This window comes from Paenibacillus sp. FSL M7-0420 (assembly GCF_038002345.1).
Lineage (GTDB): Bacteria > Bacillota > Bacilli > Paenibacillales > Paenibacillaceae > Paenibacillus_AQ.
This window is the reverse complement of record NZ_JBBOCJ010000001.1, coordinates 5,379,800-5,399,835: the sequence shown is the minus strand read 5'-3', so window position 1 is coordinate 5,399,835 and position 20,036 is coordinate 5,379,800. Positions and strand designations below refer to the sequence as shown.

General features: G+C 58.7%; 12 protein-coding genes. All 12 read left to right on the top strand.

Annotation, left to right across the window (positions count from 1 at the left end):
* Positions 1-305 precede the first annotated feature (305 nt).
* The gene (gene addB, locus MKX51_RS23040) at positions 306-3,866 is read left to right on the top strand and encodes a helicase-exonuclease AddAB subunit AddB (protein WP_340993997.1); all 3,561 of its coding nucleotides are present in this window, start codon (positions 306-308) and stop codon (positions 3,864-3,866) included.
* Complete coding sequence (locus tag MKX51_RS23035; protein ID WP_340993996.1) at positions 3,863-8,044, top strand: UvrD-helicase domain-containing protein; 4,182 nt, start codon at positions 3,863-3,865, stop codon at positions 8,042-8,044. Before addB ends, MKX51_RS23035 begins: the two co-directional genes overlap by 4 nt.
* Before the next feature lie 371 nt (positions 8,045-8,415).
* Positions 8,416-9,597, top strand: coding sequence for an exonuclease SbcCD subunit D (locus MKX51_RS23030; RefSeq protein ID WP_340993995.1), 1,182 nt, complete (start codon positions 8,416-8,418; stop codon positions 9,595-9,597).
* 1 nt (position 9,598) lies between these two features.
* A complete protein-coding gene (locus MKX51_RS23025) occupies positions 9,599-13,249 on the top strand; it encodes an AAA family ATPase (RefSeq protein WP_340993994.1) in 3,651 nt (1,216 codons plus the stop codon).
* A gap of 799 nt (positions 13,250-14,048) precedes the next feature.
* On the top strand, positions 14,049-14,408 hold the full coding sequence (locus MKX51_RS23020; protein ID WP_076075810.1) for a histidine triad nucleotide-binding protein: 360 nt from the start codon (positions 14,049-14,051) through the stop codon (positions 14,406-14,408).
* Positions 14,409-14,550: 142 nt separating this feature from the next.
* Positions 14,551-14,724 (top strand): 30S ribosomal protein S21, encoded by a 174-nt coding sequence (rpsU, locus tag MKX51_RS23015; RefSeq protein WP_005547957.1) that lies wholly within the window; start codon positions 14,551-14,553, stop codon positions 14,722-14,724.
* Positions 14,725-14,739: 15 nt separating this feature from the next.
* The gene (locus MKX51_RS23010; RefSeq protein WP_036724349.1) at positions 14,740-15,183 is read left to right on the top strand and encodes a GatB/YqeY domain-containing protein; all 444 of its coding nucleotides are present in this window, start codon (positions 14,740-14,742) and stop codon (positions 15,181-15,183) included.
* A gap of 201 nt (positions 15,184-15,384) precedes the next feature.
* Entirely contained in the window at positions 15,385-16,722 is a 1,338-nt protein-coding gene (locus MKX51_RS23005; protein WP_340995690.1) for an NfeD family protein, read from the top strand.
* Between the two features lie 36 nt (positions 16,723-16,758).
* Positions 16,759-17,760: a flotillin-like protein FloA gene (gene floA / locus MKX51_RS23000; RefSeq protein WP_076075813.1), complete on the top strand. Its 1,002-nt coding sequence runs from the start codon at positions 16,759-16,761 to the stop codon at positions 17,758-17,760.
* A 16-nt stretch (positions 17,761-17,776) separates the two neighbouring features.
* Positions 17,777-18,370, top strand: coding sequence for a hypothetical protein (locus MKX51_RS22995; protein WP_340993993.1), 594 nt, complete (start codon positions 17,777-17,779; stop codon positions 18,368-18,370).
* Between the two features lie 181 nt (positions 18,371-18,551).
* On the top strand, positions 18,552-18,845 hold the full coding sequence (gene yqfC, locus MKX51_RS22990; protein ID WP_036690297.1) for a sporulation protein YqfC: 294 nt from the start codon (positions 18,552-18,554) through the stop codon (positions 18,843-18,845).
* Complete coding sequence (gene yqfD, locus MKX51_RS22985; RefSeq protein ID WP_076075818.1) at positions 18,842-20,023, top strand: sporulation protein YqfD; 1,182 nt, start codon at positions 18,842-18,844, stop codon at positions 20,021-20,023. The genes yqfC and yqfD overlap by 4 nt, the downstream gene beginning before the upstream one ends.
* The last annotated feature ends 13 nt before the right edge of the window (positions 20,024-20,036 follow it).

Here is a 20,036-nt window from a genome sequence, read left to right as displayed (position 1 = left end):
ACCCGGCGGGCCAGCCGGTTTTGCGGGAAGAGTCTCTTTTATAGAGGCTCTTTTTTGATGCATTTTGGTACAGTTAAAAGGTGGTTCATAACCAGAATAGCTGCTATAGCTGATGAGTTTATTCAGACTTTTCCGTCTGCCGTTTGCGCGGCTCCGGGAGAGTCTTTTATTTGTGTATTTGCAAACAATGGCAAACGTACGTTCTGGAGCGTGCGGTTGAGGTATGCTATACTATTGAGACGAGAAGTTTCATAGATTCTGGTATTGCATTGAGTGCCAGGGTTCAACGGAAGGAGTCTGCTGAAATGACGGTTAACTTCATCATCGGCCGCTCGGGCAGCGGCAAGACGACTACAATATGGGAGCGGGTGTCCTCCAGGCTGAAGGCAGAGCCGCTGGGGGCCCCAATCATTATACTTGTTCCCGAGCAGGGATCGTTCGGAGCGGAACGGGGACTGCTGGCGGCGGGCGGCGTGAAGGGAAGTCTGCGCGCCCAGACGCTCAGCTTCTCGCGGCTTGCCTACCGGGTGAAGCAGGAGACCGGCGGCAGCGCAAGTCTGCCAATCAGTGAAGAAGGCAAGAAGATGCTGATCTACAAGATTATAAGCAAGCGCAAGGAGGAGCTGAAGCTGTTCGGGGCTTCCTCGGACCGGCCGGGATTTGTGGAGCGGCTCAGCAGTCTGCACACGGAGCTTAAGCGCTGCTGTCTTGGAGCCGGAGACCTGGAGGAGCAGATCGGCAGAATGCGGGATGCCACGCTGGGCAGCCCTATTCTGGCCGGGAAGCTGGATGATCTGCATCTCGTCTTCAGTGAGCTGGACCAGGAGATGTCACAGCTCTATATAGATGAAGAGGACAGACTGGCCGAACTGGCTGAGCATATTGCGGACTCTGCCTATATCCGCGGCGCCGAGATATGGGTGGATGGCTTTCACGGCTTCAGCAACCAGGAATTCATCGTCTTGCGTGAGCTGATGCAGTACGCGGACACCATGACCATTGCGCTCACACTGGACCGGATCTATCCGCCGGGCGGTGCCCCGCATGAACTGGAGCTGTTCCATCCGGCGGCGGTTACTTACATTAAGCTGCGGGGATTAGCAGAAGAGATGGGACTTACCGTGTGGGATGAACTGCTGGCTCCGCCCGTCCTGCCAAGGTTCAAGGACAGTCCGGTACTCGCGCATCTGGAGCGCGGACTACAGCGCCGGCATCCCTGGACAGGACCGGCTGAACAGGTGAAGGAAGCTATCAGTATCCGGGCTGCAGCTTCACGACGCACCGAGGTGGAGGGCGTGCTGCGCGAGATGCAGGCCCTGGCCAGAGAATCGGGAGCCAAATATGGGGAAATGGCGGTATTCATGCGTAATATGGCCGATTATGAGCCGCTGATCGCCCCGTTATTTCAGGACTTCGGCGTTCCGTTCTTCCTGGACCAGAAGCTCAGTGAGCTGCATCATCCGCTGGTGGAATTCATCCGCTCGGCCCTGGATGTCGTCCGCCGCCGCTGGCGTTATGAGGATGTGTTCCGCTGCGTGAAGACAGAGCTGCTGCTGCCGCTGGACGGAAGCATTACCCGCGCCCATATGGATGAGCTGGAGAACTACGTGCTGGCCTGCGGCATTCACGGCTCCCGCTGGACGAACGGGCGCTCCTGGAAGGGGATTCCGCGCCTCTCTCTGGAGGGCAGTGAAGCTGTAGATGAAGCGATGCTGGCAAGGATGGAGGCCTGCCGGAAGGCGGTTGCGGAACCGCTGCAGTCATTTGAGCAGAGAATCAAAGCCAGCCGCAGCGGTCTGGAGCTATGCCGGGCGGTATATCTGCTGCTGGAGGATACGGAAGCGGCACGGAAGCTCGAAGGGATGGGGGCAGAATCTCTGAAGCAAGGCCGCCCGGAAGCCGCCCGGGAGCATAGCCAGCTCTGGGGCGCTGTTCTGGGTCTGCTGGACCAGATTGCCGAGATGATGGGCAAGGAACGGATAGAATTCAGCCTGTTCGCCGGGGTGCTGGAGACCGGTCTGGCTGAGCTTAAGATGGGGCTCGTCCCGCCCGCTCTTGACCAGGTGCTGGTAGGTACGATGGACCGTACCCGGGTGTCGGGGGTGAAGTACGCCTTCCTGCTCGGTTTCAACGAAGGAGTGGTGCCGGCGCAGTTCAAGGAAGACGGCATTCTTTCCGAAGGGGAACGCCTCCTGCTGGAGAAGTCCGGGATGGAGCTTGCGCCGGGCTCCTCCCGGAAGCTGCTGGATGAGCGCTTCCTGATCTACAATGCGCTTACGACGGCCAGCAGGAAGCTGTGGATCAGCTATGCTGCAGCTGACGATGAGGGCAAAGCACTGCTGCCTTCGGAGGTCATCCGCCAGCTGCAGGGAATGTTCCCGCAGCAGTTAGATGAACAATTCCTCTCCGGCTTCCCGCAGAGCGGCAATGATGACGATGCTGTCCATATGGACTTCATCGGCCATCCTGAGCAGACGCTCCGCATGCTGCTGCTTCAGCTCCGCCAGTGGCGTCAAGGGGCAGAGATACCCGGCATGTGGTGGGAGGTCTATAACTGGTTTGCGGCGGAGCAGGGCGCAGACAAGCCTGCGGGTGATCAGGCAGCGGAATACCGCCATGCGGATCTGTCCATGAAGCTGAAGCTGGAGCGGCTGCTCGGCTCGCTGTTCTACCGCAATGAAGGCATACGGCTGAAGAAGGAGACCAGCCTGCGCCTGTATGGCGGCTCTACGCTGCGTGGCAGCGTGTCACGGATGGAGCGGTTCGTTGCCTGCTCCTTCTCTCATTTCGCTTCCTACGGACTGAGGCTGAAGGAGCGCCAGCTCTATAAGCTCCAGGCTCCGGATATCGGGCAGCTTTTCCATGCGGCCCTTAGTGAAATGGCGAAGCGGCTGCAGGAGCAAGGCCGCAGCTGGGGCAGCATGACTGCGGAGGAATGCCGCCGTGAGGCAGGGGCGACAGTGGATAAGCTGTCACCACTGTTACAGGGAGAGATTCTGATGAGCAGCAAGCGATACGGCTATATCTCGCGCAAGCTGAAGAATATTGTCGGCCGCGCTTCGGTCATCCTCGGGGAGCATTCGCGGCGCGGGAGCTTCGAGCCGGTCGGGCTGGAGCTGGATTTCGGCCCGGGACAGGAGCTGCCTCCGCTGAGAATTACACTGCCGAACGGCTGTGTCATGGAGGTGGTCGGCCGGATTGACCGGGTGGATAAGGCTGAAGGGGAACAGGGGATTCTGCTGCGGGTTATCGACTACAAATCAAGCCAGAAGGACCTCAAGCTGCATGAGGTCTACTATGGATTGTCGCTGCAGATGTTAACTTACCTTGATGTGCTGCTGACCTATTCCGAGCAATGGCTCGGCCAGGCAGCACTGCCTGCCGGGGCGCTCTATTTCCACGTTCATGATCCGCTTCTGACCTCAGCCAACGGAATGAACCGGGAACAGGCGGAGCAGGAGCTGATGAAGCGCTTCAAGATGAAGGGCCTGCTGACCGCCGACCGTGAGGTAGTATCGCTGATGGATACCACCCTAGACAAAGGGTATTCCTCTATTGTTCCGGTAGCGCTGAAGAGTGACGGCAGCTTCTACAGCAGCGCATCTGTAGCTACCCCAGAGCAGTGGGAGCAGCTGCGGTCCTCGGTGCGCAGCACGATCTCGGAGATCGGGACCAGCATTACGGAGGGGGATGTGGCGATACAGCCTTACCGCATCCAGCAGGAAACGGCCTGTACCTTCTGCTCCTTCCGTCCCGTCTGCCAGTTCGATGAAGCGGTGGATGGCAATAGTTATAATATTCTAAGTAAGCCGGGCAAAGAAGTGATCTGGGATCTGCTGTCCCGCAAAGGAGGAGAGAAGCTGTGAGCACAAGACCTGTACCCGAAACGAAGCCGGAAGGCAGTCTGTGGAGTGACGACCAGTGGCGCGCCATTGCCGAGAGCGGCAGCGATATTCTCGTGGCGGCGGCAGCCGGTTCCGGCAAAACGGCGGTTCTCGTCGAGCGGATTATCCGCAAAATCAGCAATGAGGAAGCGGGCTTCAGCGTGGATAGGCTGCTGGTGGCAACATTCACCAAGGCTGCCGCTTCCGAGATGCGCCAGCGTATCCGGGAAGCGCTCGAGCGCAAGCTGGAGGAGGACAGTGAAGGCGGGAACGAATATCTGCGCCGCCAGCTGGCTCTCCTGGGCAGAGCCTCTATTACCACGCTGCATTCCTTCTGCCTTGAAGTAATCCGCAGGTATTACCAGATGATTCCAATCGATCCCGGCTTCCGTATTCTGAATGAGCATGAGGCGGAGATGATGCGCCAGGAGCTGCTGGAAGAGCTGCTGGAAGAGAAATACGGCGAGGTTGCTGAGGACGGGGAAGATACCCTGTTCGTGCAGCTCGCAGACTGGTTCAGCGGTGAACGGAGCGATGATGCGGTGCATTCGCTGATTCAGCGGCTGCATGATTTCGCGCGCAGCCATCCCTGGCCCGCGCAGTGGCTGCGGGATACCGCAGCCGACTTTGCGCTGCCGGATGCTGAGGCTCTGAGCCATACGCCTTGGGTGCAGAGCATTCTCGCCGAAGCCAGGCTGACGCTGAAGGGGGCGGTCAGCCAGCTGGAGCAGGGGCGTGACATCGCGCTTCAGCCAGGCGGTCCTGCACCCTATGCGGAGAATCTCACAGCCGATCTGGAGATGGCGCAAGGTCTGCTGGACGCAGTGGACTCACAGCCCTGGGCCGGATTGTATGATATTTTCATGGAGATCTCCTTCGGGAAGCTGAAGCCCTGCAAGAAGGATGCCACCGACCCTCTGCTTCAGGAGAGCGTGAAGGCGATCCGGGATCAGGTGAAGAAGAGCCTATTGGAGCTGCAAAAATCCCTGTTCGGCCGTCCGGCGGAATCCTTCCTGGGTGAGCTTCATACGGCGGCTCCGCTGATGCAGGAGCTGGCGGAGACTGTAATTGCGTTCGGTGAGCGCTACCGGCTGGAAAAGGCGGGCCGGGGGCTGGTGGACTTCAGTGATCTGGAGCATTACTGCCTGCAGATTCTGCGCCATCCGGACTCGCAGCCGGGGCATTCGCTCCCGTCGGATGCTGCGATAGAGTACCGCAGCCAGTTCGACGAAGTGCTGCTGGATGAATATCAGGATACTAACAGTGTGCAAGAGGAGATTGTCCGGCTGATCTCCCGGGAATTCCCCGGCAACCGTTTCATGGTCGGGGATATGAAGCAGAGTATATACCGGTTCCGCCTGGCGGAGCCGGGCCTGTTCCTGGACAAATACCGCAGGTTCAGTAATGGTCCGTCCTACGGAGACAGTGCAGGTAGCGCCCTGCATGCCGGTGAGGCAGATGGCCGGGCGGGGGCTGATCCGGGACAGGAGGAACGGGAAGAGGGTCTCGTCATCGATCTGGCCCGCAATTTCCGCAGCAGGCTGGAAGTGGTGAATGCGGTGAATATGGTCTTCCGGCAGATCATGGACAGCAATGTCGCGGAGATCAGTTATGATGAGCGGGCAGAGCTGGTGTACGGAGCGAACTTCCCGGGAGCTGCGGAGAAAGGCCCGGATACTTATTTTGCGCCGGAGCTGCTGCTGATCGACAAGGGAGCCTCTGCGACGGGTCCGGCGGACGAAGCGGCAGAGGGCGATGAGCTGCCTCTTCTGGAGCTGGAGGCGGCCGAGAGTGAGACTGCGCAGCTGGAAGCACGGGCCATTGCCCGGCGTATCTCACAGATGACGGGAATGACCGGCGGTGAGCCGCTGCTGATCTATGATAAAGGACTGCGGATCATGCGTCCCGTAGTATACGGCGACATTGTCATTCTGCTGCGTTCGGCCCGGGTATGGACGCCGCTGATGATTGAGGAGCTGCGGGGTGAAGGCATTCCGGCGTACGGGGACCAGAACAAGGGGTATTTTCAGGCTACGGAGGTGGAGATTGCCCTCTCCCTGCTGCAGATTGTCGATAATCCCCGCCAGGACATTCCCCTGGCCGGAGTGCTGCGCTCACCGGTAGTGAACCTTCGCGAGGAGGAGCTGGCGAAGGTGCGGCTGTGCAGCAGAGGAACATTCTATGATGCGCTGGTTGCGGCCTCTGAAGCAGGGGAAGCACTGCTGGACAATCAGCCGGACCTGTTCCGGGAGTCTGCGCTGCTGGCGGGGCAGGATGCCGGTACCGGTGACACAACCGGAGAGACAGCCGCCGCGTCAGAGCTTACGCCATCGTCAGGAAATGAGGGTGTACAGGAAGGTATAGACGGAACCGATGCTTCGGCGGCGCTGCGGGATATTCCGCTTACGCTGCAGCGTAAGCTTAAGTCCTTCCTGGATAGGCTGGAGAACTGGAGAAATGCTGCCCGGCAAGGAAGCTTAAGCGAGCTGATCTGGAGGATCTACCGGGAGAGCGGGTATCTGGAGTGGGTCGGGGGTCTTCCCGGAGGCTTTCAGCGCCAGAACAATCTGAAGGCGCTGTATGACCGGGCTGTTCAATTCGAGAACGAGACCTCGGCCAGAGGGCTATTCCGCTTCCTGGTGTTCATCTCACGGCTGAGAGAGAACGGCGGCGATCTGGGGGTTGCCGGAGGAAGCAGCGAGGAGGCCGGGGGCGTCAGAATTATGACGATCCACAAGTCCAAGGGTCTGGAGTTCCCTGTTGTCTTTCTGGCAGGTATGGCCAAAATGTTCAACCGTCAGGACCTCCATTCTCCGTTCCTGATGCACAAGGAGCTTGGCTTCGGGCCGCGCTTCGTGGAGCGGGAGACCCGGGTCAGCTACCCGACACTGCCCTATCTGGCGATTAACCGCCGTTCGCGGCTGGAGCTGCTCGCTGAGGAGATGCGCGTGCTCTACGTCGGACTGACCCGTCCGCGCGACAAAATGATTCTGGTGGGTACGGTCAGGGATCTGCCGCGCACGGCTTCCGGCTGGGCAGCGATGCAGGGCCGCGAGGAGCTGCTGCTGGCGGATCACTTGCTGGCCCGGGGCCGCAGTTATCTGGACTGGGTGGGACCGGCGTTGATCCGCCACCCTGCCGCTGCTATTCTGCGCAAGCTGGCAGGCAGCGAGGGGCCGGTATCCACGGTGCTGCATGGCGATGAGTCGAACTGGAGCATTACGGTGACTGGTGCAGCGGAGCTTAGCCCGGGCGCTTTTCTTGCAGGGGATGACGATCAGGACAAGAGCGAGCAACGCCGGGTAATTCTGGAGGCGCTCCGCAGGGGCAGGGCGGTGTCAAGACCTGAGACCCCGGCTGCTGCGGAGATTGCGGAGAGACTGGGCTGGACTTACCGGTATGCGTCAGCGTCAGGCATCCCTGCTAAGACCTCGGTCACCGAGCTCAAGGGATTATTGTCGATGCAGGAGCAGCCGTCTTACGACCAGCTGGAGGTGCGGAAGCTACCGGGCATTCCGGACGAACGGAATGAACGCGGGTATAGGGACAGCCTGCATCTCCAGCGGCCGAAATTCATGGAAAAGCGGGGACTTACCCCTGCAGAGCGTGGAACGGCTTACCATACGGTGATGCAGCATATTCCCCTGGATGAGCCGGTAGACCGGTCTGTGCTGGAGGCTACGCTTGAGCGTCTTGTAAGGCTTGCTATCCTTAGCAGGGAACAGGCAGATGCGGTGGTGCTGGAGGAAGTCGGGCAGTTCTGCCAGAGTGAGCTGGGCCACAGACTCTTCCACTCTGCCTGGAAGACCAGAGAGCAGCCCTTCAGCTACACGATGCCAGCCGGTGAAGCCTACCGGGGGCTTGACTATTTGGATGAAGCGGCTGCCGGACTTGCGGATGAACGCGGTGGCGGTGATTTTGCAGAGACGGTACTGATTCAAGGGGTGATTGACTGCCTGTTCCGGGAAGAGGGGCGGCTGATTCTGCTGGATTACAAAACAGATCATATCCCTCCGCATGGAGACGGGCTTACACAGCTGTCGGACAAATACCGTTTCCAGCTGGAGCTGTACAGCAAGGCGCTGCTGGATATTCTGGGCGAGCCGGTCAGCGAGGTATGGCTGTACTTTTTCGACGGCGGACATGCTGTGAGATTGTGATTGGCGGGGAAATGATGCGATAACTGCGGCGGATATAGGTGTGCTAAGCGGTGTTTTAGGCTAATTCATACCTGCTCATACATTCTGCTCGGTGATTGTTGGCGGCGGGACTATAAGATGCGAAATGTTGTAAATATTGCAGCTTGAGTGTAGACATTGCCGCGTATTGGACCAGATTGCTGCATGAAATACAAGAATAGCTCCGTATATCGGACTGGACGGGGGAAATGCTGCTTTTCTTGCAATACTTCCGGAATAGGGCCACATATTGGAATAGGAATGTTGTATTCTGTGCAGGATTACTGGCCGATTGTTCAATCTATTATATGAATCTATGATTGCCGCAGACAGGCGGGGAAAAGAGGGCGGAAATGCGTATATTGCATACGGGAGACTGGCATTTGGGGCGGACGCTGGAGGGCCGAAGCCGGCAGAAGGAGCAGGAGCAGTTCGTGGATGAGCTGGTTAGGATAGCCGATTCCTCCGGGGCGGATCTGATTCTCATGGCGGGGGACGTCTATGATTCGGTCAATCCTCCGGCTGCGGCGGAGCAGCTGTTCTATGACGCGGCGGCCAGACTGACGGCAGGCGGCCGTCCGCTGGTGGTTATTTCGGGCAATCACGACCAGCCGGAGCGCGTAGCTTCCGTGTCTCCGCTTGTCCGCAGACAGGGGATTACGCTCGTCGGAATGCCGACTTCGGAACCGGTCACGGTGCATGTGGCCAGAACCGGCGAGGTTGCCAAAATCGCTGCGCTCCCTTACCCCTCCGAAGCCCGGCTGGGCGAGCTGCTTGCCGGAGACAGCGGAGAGGCTGAGCTGAGGCTGGCTTACAGCGCCCGGGTGGGGCGGCTGATGAATCTGCTTGGACGCGAGTTCACCCCGCAGACCGTCAATCTGGCGATGAGCCATATCTATGTGCTGGGCGGCGTGGAGAGTGACTCCGAACGGCCGATCCAGGTCGGCGGTGCGTATACCGTTGATCCTTCGGCACTCTCTTGCGGCGCGCAATATACCGCACTTGGGCATCTTCACCGCGCCCAGCGGGTCAAGGGCGACGGGATGATCCGCTACAGCGGCTCTCCGCTGGCTTACAGCTTCTCAGAAGCAGGCCAGGCCAAGTCGGTGGCCATGATTGATGTCGCACCCGGCGGGGAGCCGGTGTTCGAGGAGATCTATCTCTCCTGCGGGCGTCCGCTGGTGAACTGGAAGTCTGCGGGCGGATTGCAGGAGGTCTACGGCTGGCTGGATGAGGGCAGGGATGAAGGAGCATTCATTGATCTGGAGCTGCGGCTGACCGAGGCGATGTCGATGAATGATATCCAGCGGCTGCGCAAGTCACGGGAAGGCATCGTCCATATCCGGCCAATCTATCCGCAGATGGAGCAGGAGCTGGAAGAGATGTCCCGCTCCCGCATGCCGGTACAGGAGCTGTTCCGCAGGTTCTATCAGCGCCAGACCGGCGGTGCGGAGCCGGATGACAGCCTGATTGAGCTGTTCCTGGAGCTGGCGGAAGAAGAGCGGCACGAAGCTGCGGAAGGGGAGGAGAACTGATTTGAAGCCGATATTATTGAAATTATCCGGGCTGCAGAGTTACCGGGCGCAGCAGGAGATTGATTTTGCGAGCCTGACCGAGACGGGGCTGTTCGGGATCTTCGGTCCGACAGGCAGCGGCAAATCCAGTCTGCTGGACGCGATTACACTGGCGATGTACGGCAAAGTGGAGCGCGCCGTGAACGGAACCCAGGGGATTATGAACCATTCCGAGGACCAACTCAGCGTGGCCTTCACCTTCGAGCTGAACTCCTCTTCCGGGGCGCGCCGCTACCGCGTGGAACGGAAGTTCAAACGCACCGGGGAGCAGTCGGTCAGCAATACGATCAGCCGGTTCATCGAGGTGAAGGCGGACGGGGATCTTGTGATGGCCGATAAGCTGGCGGAGGTTACGCGCTGTGTCGAGGAGCACATCGGGCTGAAGATGGACGACTTCACCCGGGCCGTTGTGCTGCCGCAGGGCAAATTCGCCGAGTTCCTGTCGCTGCGGGGCGTGGACCGCAGGCAGATGCTCCAGCGTCTGTTCCATCTGGAGCAGTACGGCGACGGGCTTGCACTTAAGCTGAGCCGCCGCGTCAAGGAGAACGAGGCGGCACTGCGCGCTCTGGAGGCTGAGCAGCAGGGGCTGGGCAGCGCGGGTAAGGCAGATGTGGAAGCGGCCGCCGTCCGTGTGCAGGAGGCGATCCGTCATGCGGCGGATTGCCGGGGGCGGCTCACGGAGGCTGCGAAGCGCGCCGAGCGCTTCGCCCGCATCCGCGAGCTGCAGGAGGAACGGACCCGCCGCGAGTCGCAGCGGCAGGCCCTGCTGGCCCAGGAGGAGCAGATCCTCCTCCTGGAGCAGAAGCTCGGCAAGGCGGACGAGGCCGAGCGCAGATTGCCCGCGCTGAAGGCCTGGCGCAGCGCGGAGGAGGCCTGGAAGGCCCGGGCGGCACGCGCCGGGGGCCTTGAGGCCTTGGCCGCCGCCGCCGTGCAGGAGGCGGCGGCCGGGGCGGAAGCGGAAGCAGCGGCCCAGGCCGCGCTGTCCGCAGGCGAGCCGGCCCTCCGCGAGGAGGAGGGCCGGTACCGGCGCGCGCTCGAGCTGGAGGCCGAGCTCGGCGCGCTGCACAGCGAGCGGGCGGCGCTGCAGGCGCGCCGCGAGGAAGCCGCCCGGTCCTTAGCCGCCGGGCGGGAGAGCCTGGCCCGGGAGCGTGAGCTTTTGGCCCGTGGCCAAAAGAAACAGCACGAGCTGCAGCAGAGCCTGCAGCCGCTGGCGGTCCGCTCCCAGGAGCGGCAGTCTCTGCAGGAAGCCATGCAGAGACTGCAGGGGCTGCGTTCTGCCGAGGCCCAGTGGGAATCGGCAGAACGTGAGCGCCAGGGCCGCGCGGCGGTGCTCGCAGCGGCGGAAGCGCGGCTGGCCGCCGCCGGGTCCCGGCGGCAGGCGCTGGATGCCGGGCGCGGGGAGCTGCTGGCCGCCGCCGCCCTGCACCAGGAAGAGCTGCGGACGGCCGAAGGGGCAGCGGGAGACGCTGCCGGCCGCCTGGAGGGGCACATCAGCGCGCTGGAGGCTGCGCTGAAGGAGCAGGAGGTTCACCGGCTCTCGCAGGCACTCGCCGGTGAACTCCAGGAAGGGGTTCCCTGCCCGGTATGCGGCAGTGAGCATCACCCCTCCCCTGCGCTTGTTCAGAAGCAGGGGGACCCTGAGGAGCTGGACAATAGGCTCCGCCATGTCCGCGCTCAGGCCCGGCAGGCGCTGGAGACGCGCCATCTGCTGCACAGCCTGCTGGAGCAGGACAGCTCGTGGCTTGCCGGGCTAGCGGGAGCCGCGTCCGAAGAGGCGCTGCACCAGTCGGCCGCTGGCTCGGCCGGGGCAGAGCCGGCTGCGGACAAGACGGCAAGCATTACTTCTCACGCCGCACCTACCACTCTCAGCAATTCCGAGTCTCACACCGCTTCTGATTCCTTGAGCACTTCGGAGCCTCTTAAGGCTTCCAAGCTCTCAAGCAGTCCCGGCTCTTATGCAGCATCTGACTCTCTGAACAGTTCAGATTCACACGCCGCACCTGGTTCCTTAAACGCCCCGGAGTCTCCCGACTCCCAGGCACCGGCACCCTCGCACCTCCCGGATGAACAAGCCCTATCTGCGCTGAATGGCCAGTTGTCTGCCTTGAACGAGCAGCTGGCCGCGCTGCGAGGACGCTCCGCAGAGCTGCGCCGTGCGGCCGCTGACTGGCAGCGTTCCCTGCAGGAGCTGGAGCAGGTGTATCACAAGGAAGCAGCAGGTGCCGAAGCGGAGAAGACTTGGCTGCAGGGGCTGTCTGTCAAGGCAGAGGAACTGGCTGCTTCAGCCAGCAAGCTAAGGGAGGAATGGAGCCGTCTCTTCCCGCAGCTTGCCCCGGAGGAAGCGGAGAGAACGTATCAGGAGATGCTTGGCAAGGATGAACGCGCCGAGGAGATCCGCAGCCGGCTGGAGATCAGCGTCAAGTTCCTGGACGAGAAAAGCCTCGCCGTACAGACGCTGAACGAGCAGCTGGCCGGGCTGGACAAGGAGCTGGCGCAGTGGGATGCGCAGCTTGAAGGCAAAGAGGCGCTTGCCCGTGATAAAGAGCAGCGACTGCGCGAATGGACCGACGGCCAGCCTGCCGGGGAACTGCTGGCCGCATGTGAACGCAGATTGCTGGAGCTGCAGACTGCGCTGGAACGCAGCCGGCAGGAACACCGCCGGGCAGCGGACAAGGCGCAGCAGCAGACCCGTGAAGCTGCGGTAGCCCGCCAGGCGGCAGAATCGGCGCAGGAGCATTATACCGCTGCCTCCGCCCAGTGGGAGGAGAGTCTGCAGTCTTCGCCGTTCGCTTCGGCCGCAGAGGTCGAGGCCTCATCGCTGGAGGCTGGAGAACGGGCGCAGGCCGCTGAGCGGGTGAAGTCCTACCGCGAAGAAGAGGCGGAGTGCCTGCTGCAGCTGCGGAGTATTGAAGACAAGCTGGCTGGAGCTGTGCTCAGCAGTGAAGAATGGCAGGAGAGCCAGGACGCACTGCTGAGGTGCAAAGAGGATGATGAAGCCTCGCTTCAGGCCCGTGCACGGGCAGAGCGGGATCTGGAGGATCTGCAGCAGCGCCATATCCGCTGGGTAGAGCTGGAGGACAAGCGGGCCGGACATGCGGCGATGCAGGAGCGTCTATCCAAGCTGCAGACCGTACTGCGCGGCAATGCCTTTGTCGAGTATATTGCAGAGGAGCAGCTGATGCAGGTATGCCAGGCTGCGTCACAGCGTCTGCGGTTCCTGAGCAAGCAGCGTTATGCATTGGAGGTGGATTCAGGCGGGGGCTTCGTCATCCGGGATGACGGGAATGGCGGCGTTAGACGTCCAGTGTCCACGTTATCCGGGGGAGAGACCTTCCTGACCTCCCTGTCGCTGGCGCTTGCCCTGTCAGCCCAGATTCAGCTGCGCGGACAATACCCGCTGCAATTCTTTTTCCTGGATGAGGGCTTTGGCACCCTGGACCCGGATCTGCTCGACACCGTCATCACTTCACTGGAGAGACTGCATAATGACCAATTGTCTGTGGGCATTATCAGCCATGTTCCTGAGCTTCGGGCCCGCCTGCCGCGCAAGCTGATCGTGGTTCCTGCAGAGCAGGGCGGCGGGGGTTCAACCATTCTTTTGGAAAAAATGTGAAAGCCGGGGTTGGTTGTGATGAGAATCACAGATACACCTCCAACCCCCTGTTATAATACAGCTAAGCCGACATTATTTGAAACACCTCGGCGGACGTATGACAGGGAATGAACTCCTTCTCATACGTCCGCTGCCGAAGCAGCTCAGATGAGCTGTGAAGGGTGTTTCCTTTTTTTTGTCTTTTTTTGGGTCCACGCTCAAAATTAGCAACGGTCGTACCCCAAAGAGGGAGCACCCTCCTTAAAGACAATCGAACAAAATGTTTGCGGAAAACCGAATACATTATGCTACAGCGAAGGGTTAGAGGGCCAATTGTGCTAATGAAGATTTTCCCGGATCGAATGTAGACGAGAAACTGAACAAAATTTTTGCCGCCCACCCTGTTATAATACAGCCCGCCCTCTCTACACCCCCTGTTATCGTGATCATCCACCCTCCACCCCTGTTCCCCACAACACATCGCTGCCCGCCCAGTTTCCCTTACCATCCCAGCATAAGCCGCCCCAAACATCTGGTTTTACCAGAATATAGCCTTCCGCCTTTCGTATTTGCTCAAATTCCTGTATGATTAGTTCCATAAATTGAAATTTGTCGCGAAGCCGATCAGGCCGGAAGCCCGATGATCTTCAGGCGTGTGCGCCCCGCAGAGCTCTAGCTGTATTGACGGATCATCGCCTGTGAGTGGCGTGTGGCCGTTGCACGAATAACAGTTAGGTTCGTGTCTGTTATCTCAGCCTGTGCTGCGGAAAGTGCCGGATGCAAGCTTCTGCATTACAAATTTTTTGGGAGGAAGCGTGGTATGGAAACTGTATTCAGCAAAATTATCGAAGGTGTAATCCCGTCCAAAAAGGTGTTCGAGAATGAGCGGATTCTGGCGTTCCACGATATTGAGCCTGCCGCCCCTGTGCATGTGCTGATTATCCCGAAGAAATACATCGCTTCCATGAATGAGGTTACGCCTGAGGATCTGCCGCTGATTGGCGAGATTCATGCCGTAGCACAGCAGCTTGCCGCAGAGCTCGGAATTGCCGATACCGGCTACCGGCTGATTAATAATTGCGGTCCGGACAGCGGGATGGCAGTGCCGCATCTGCATTATCATCTGCTGGGCGGAGCCAAGCTTGGTGCCCTTACGGGGAACTCCAGCTCTCATGCCTAAGTAAGCAATGCAACTATGTACAGCCCGGCTGAAAAAAGAATAACGCGAAGGTTGACACCTTATTTAGGTTTGACCTATAATGAAAGGTGATGAACCGTGTTGTTATGCTCTTGGACGGTCTGGTCGGAGGGAGGGAAAACTGGTGTCTGAAACGAAAGTTCGCAAAAACGAGACAATTGATGCTGCACTTCGTCGCTTTAAACGTTCCATTGCTAAGGATGGTGTCTTGGCTGAGGTGAAGAAACGCAAGCATTATGAGAAGCCAAGCGTAAAGCGCAAGAAGAAGTCTGAGGCTGCTCGTAAGAGAAAGTTTTAGGAGGATTACCCACGCATGAATCTTAGCGAACGATTGAACGAAGATATGAAGCAAGCGATGAAGAGTAAGGACAAGTTCACACTCTCCACCATTCGAATGGTTCGTTCTACAATAAAGTATCTTGAAATAGATTTGAAGAGAACATTAGACGACAACGAAGTGCTTGATATCCTTAGTCGTGAAATCAAACAGCGCAAAGATGCCCTCCAAGAATTTGAAGCAGCGGGTCGCGATGAGCTTGCCGCGAGTACTAAGGCAGAAATCGAGATTATCATTAAATATCTTCCCGAGCAGCTTACCGAAGAAGAAATTAAAGTAATTGTACAGCAGACCATCCAGGAAACCGGTGCTTCTTCGAAAAGTGAAATGGGTAAGGTGATGAGCGCACTGATGCCTAAGGTCAAAGGTCGCGCCGATGGTAAACTTGTGAACCAGGCGGTTCAGCAATTTCTGCAATAATATAACGCTAGCACCCCTTTTATAAGGGGTGTTTTTCATTGTGTGGAGCTTTTTGGATAGAACTGCGTATAAGGTATACTAAGAATTATATGCAGACTTACATAAAATGATAAGTTGAGAATGCAAATGGTTCACGTACAAAAGGGGGGCGCAGGCTTGAATAAGTTACGCACCATCATATTTTCCTGTATCGCGGCCTTAATGGTTCTTCTGTTCCTGCCATTGGCGGGGACGGTTCAGGCGGATAATGAAGCGGTCCGCGCACCGGGCGCAGCGGCGGGTACAGTTGTCGGCGGCCCGGTCTTCATCATTCCGGTGGACCAGGAAATCGAACGCGGATTGCAGAGCTTTCTGGAACGGGGCTTTCAGGAGGCGGCGAATTACGGCGCAGTTCTGATTGTTCTGGAGATCGATACACCTGGAGGGCGGGTGGATTCCGCCGAACGAATCGGCACTCTGGTCAGAGACAGCAAGATCCCGGTAGTAGCCTATATCAAAGGCAACGCCGCTTCAGCAGGCAGCTATATCGCGCTGAACGCGGACGCCATTATCATGAAGCCGGGCAGCATGATCGGGGCCGCTTCGCTGGTGGACATGAACGGGAAGAGCGTGGAAGACGCCAAGATGGTATCGTACTGGAAATCCAAAATGATCGGGGCTGCCTCGCTGAACGGGCGTGATCCTGAAGTGGCTGCCGGCATGATGGATGTTCATCTGGTAGTTAACCGCCCGGAACTGGGCGTGAACAAGCAGGCGGGCGAGATTATCGCTCTGAGCAGCAATGAAGCACTTCAGGCTGGTTACGCCGACCGGATTGCTGGAACGGAGCAGGAGGCGATTACCTGGCTGGGCTACTCGACAGACGACATTTTTCGCATTGAACATACCGGTGCGGAGAAAATGTCGCAATTTCTGACTCATCCGGTAGTCATGACAATTCTGCTCTTTGTGGGCATCGCCGGTGTGTTCATCGAGCTGCTGGTGCCCGGCTTTGGGGTGCCCGGAATTGTCGGTACGCTGGCATTTGCCCTCTACTTCTTCGGCAACTATGTGGCCGGCTTCGCCGGGGCGGAGACGCTGCTGCTGTTCATTCTGGGACTGGTGATGCTGATTCTGGAGCTGTTCGTGCCGAGCTTCGGTATTCTGGGAATCCTCGGGTCCATCAGTCTGGTGGCGGGTGTTGTAAGGGCTGCTTACAGCTTTACACATGCGCTGTTCAGCCTTGGTATTGCTTTTTCGGCGGCGGCTGTGGTTATTGTGATTGTAGCCGTAGTCTTCAAGGAGCGGGGAATCTGGAACCGGTTCATCCTTCAGGACAGCCTTACCAGAGAAAAGGGATTCGTGCCTGTCCCGGAGAAGCTGCGTCTGATCGGGGCTTCCGGCATGAGTGTAACCCCGCTGCGTCCGTCCGGAACCGCGACCTTTGGCGGCGAACGGATAGATGTGGTGACAGAAGGCGGGTTCATCGAGGCGCAGACGGCCGTGTCCGTGGTGAAGGTTGAGGGCGGCCGTGTGGTAGTGAAGGAAGCTGTGAAATAATTTTTGTCTATCAAAATATCGGAGGTAGGTAAGCGTATGTTAGAAGCATCTATGATTACTTTTTTGCTGATCGCGGTAGCCGTGATTATTGTACTAAGCGTCTTCTTCAGCTTCTTCCCCGTCATGCTGTGGGTGTCCGCCTGGGCCTCCGGGGTCAAAATCAGCATTATCACGCTGGTAGCCATGCGTCTGCGCCGGGTAACGCCGAGCCGGATTGTCAATCCGCTGATTAAAGCGACTAAGGCCGGGCTGGGGCTGAATATCAATCAGCTTGAGAGCCATTATCTGGCCGGAGGGAATGTGGACCGTGTAGTGAACGCGCTGATTGCCGCCCAGAGAGCGGATATTCCGCTGGAATTCACACGTGCCGCCGCCATCGATCTGGCTGGACGAGATGTGCTGCTGGCGGTTCAGATGAGCGTTAACCCGCGTGTCATTGAGACGCCGATTGTTGCGGCTGTAGCCAAGAACGGGATTGAAGTCAAGGTCAAGGCACGGGTAACGGTGCGGGCCAATATCGACCGGCTGGTCGGGGGTGCGGGCGAAGAGACGATTATTGCCCGTGTCGGCGAGGGGATTGTAACCACAGTCGGCTCCAGTAATTCGCATAAGGATGTGCTGGAGAATCCGGATTCCATCTCCCGGACCGTATTGTCCAAGGGTCTGGACTCAGGGACTGCCTTTGAAATTCTGTCCATTGATATTGCGGATGTGGATGTAGGCAAGAACATTGGTGCGTACCTGCAGACCGAGCAGGCAGAAGCGGATAAGCGCATCGCCCAGGCGAAGGCTGAGGAACGCCGGGCGATGGCGGTTGCCCATGAGCAGGAGATGAAGGCCCGCGTGGTTGAGATGAAGGCGCTGGTCGTTGAATCCGAATCTCGGGTTCCGCTGGCGATGGCCGAAGCCCTGCGCTCCGGCAAGCTTGGCGTGATGGATTATATGAATCTTAAAAACATCGAGGCAGATACGCAGATGCGCGGTTCCCTCGGCAAACTAAACGATGGGGACGACAGCAGCCGTCCGCCCCACAAATAAAGGGATGTGAGCTCCCATGAGCGGCGTGATCTATTTCCTGGTGCTTGCGGCCATAGCGATCATCACCAATCTGAACAAAAGAAAGGGCAAAGACAAACAGGCTCCGCGCGGAGGGATGCCTACCTTTGGCGGCGGCGGGGGCAGCGGCAATATGCTGCCCCGCCGCTGGAAGGCCGGACACGCACAGCAGCAGGGCAGCGGCTTCCCTGCGCCTGCCGGGACAGAGGCTGGCCCGGACCGGCCTGCCCTGCCGCCGGATGCTCAGGAGGCCCCGTATTCGCCAGCATGGGCTGAGGCTGAGCAGCCGGCTGCCGATGATGAGAACGGCGAAGGGGTGTCTCTGGAACAGGCCGATGACCTGGACAGCGTGGAGGCCCGCACAGAACGCATGCAGCGGGAGCTGGAGGCGCTGCAGGCTGCCTTCGACGGAATGGCGGCTGCGGTCCCGTCTGCGGGCTCCGAAGCAGGCGGGGAGGACGCAGATGCAGCATCATCGGCATATGCTGCCCATCCGCTCACAGGCGACCCTGACGCGCTGCGCAGCGGTCTGGTATGGGCGGAGGTGCTGGGTCCGCCCCGTGCCCGCCAGCCGCATTCCACGCGGCGCTAAGATCTTGCCTCCGCCTCCCGATCAACATGTAATACTGCACATAAGCCTGAATCCATTCCTTAACCGGAAGGGATTCAGGCTTTTTTGCTGTTTTCCCTGGGAGAAGGGTGTGAGTTCTTCTCATAAACAGCCGCCCCGCCGCATAAGGTGTACAGAAGGCAGGAAGGGGGAGCGTCTACTTATGACCCGTATCGGCCGCAGGCTGCGGGGATGGACAAACGGGGTACTGGATCTTCCGCAGGATGTGCTGCAGGAGATGCCCCGGATCACCCTGATCGGCAATAAGGAGCTGTATATTGAGAACCACCGCGGCGTGCTGCACTTCTCTTCGGAGCAGCTCAGGCTGGCATTAACCCAAGGGGTGCTGGAGATTTCCGGTGAAGGACTGGTCATCCGCAATATTCTGGGCCAGGAGCTTGCCGTCATTGGAGTAATCGGTGAAATCAGATATAAGGAAAGTGGGGAGAATCCATGAAAGAACCGCCTCTGTCATCACTGCGGGGGTTCGTTACACTGCATGTGAGCGGACCGCAGGTGGAGAAATTCATTAATGCTGTAACTGGAGCGGGCATCATCATCTGGGATGTGAGGCCTGCCGGGGACGGCGCTTCTTTGAATCTGCTGCTGGATGACTTTTTCCGGCTTCGCCCGCTCCTCAAAAAGACAGGCTGCCGTATGCATGTTACAGCCAGGCACGGACTTCCGTTTCGCCTCGCGCGCTTGTGGAGACGGAAGTTTTTTGCCGCAGGTATGCTGATCTTCGGTGTAGGCCTGCTGCTGCTCTCCTCGATGATCTGGAGCGTCAAGGTTGAAGGGAATACCCGCATTCCGACCGAGGACATCCTGGAAGCCGCACGCAAGGAGGGCGTCTATCCGTTTCAGTGGATTTGGCGCATGCAGGAATCGGACGAGCTGTCCCGTGAGCTGACCACCCTGGTTCCGGGCTTGACTTGGGCCGGGTTCCACCGGAACGGGACGAGCATAACCATACAGGTCGTCGAAGCTGACCGCCCGGATAACAAACCGCTGCTCAGCAAGCGCCATCTCATCAGCCGGACCGATGCAGTCGTGACTGAGATCTATGCGGAGCAGGGCAGACCGGTGGTCAGCCGGAATTCGCGGGTCAAAAAAGGGGACATCCTCATCTCCGGAGCGCTTGGTGACGAGGAGAATACAGAGTTCGTAGTTGCCAAAGGCATGGTCAAAGGCCTTGTATGGCATGAATATAATCTGGAGGTACCGCTCAAAAGAACGGGCAGTGCGTATACAGGAGAACGCAAGGACCGCACCTATCTCGTTCTTGGCAAATGGGCAATTCAGCTATGGGGCTACGGGGACTCCGGGTTTGCGAAGTCTCGTACGCTTTCAGAGCCCGACATGCTGTCGTGGCGCTCGTTTCAGCTGCCGCTGGGCCTGATGACCGAGAAGGAGCTGGAGATTAAATATACCACTGAAGCGCTTACTTCGGAGGCCGCGCGTGCAGAAGGGCTGACGCGGGCCAAGAGCGATATTTTCGCGCGTTACGGCGCTGATAGCGTCATCAAAAGTCAAAAAATTTTGCATGAGAAGAAAGAGAATGGTAAAGTTTATATGAAAGTGCTGTTTGAGGTGGAAGAGAGAATCGCGGAAGAGCTTCCGATAGTAAACAATTGAGGAGAATGAGGCT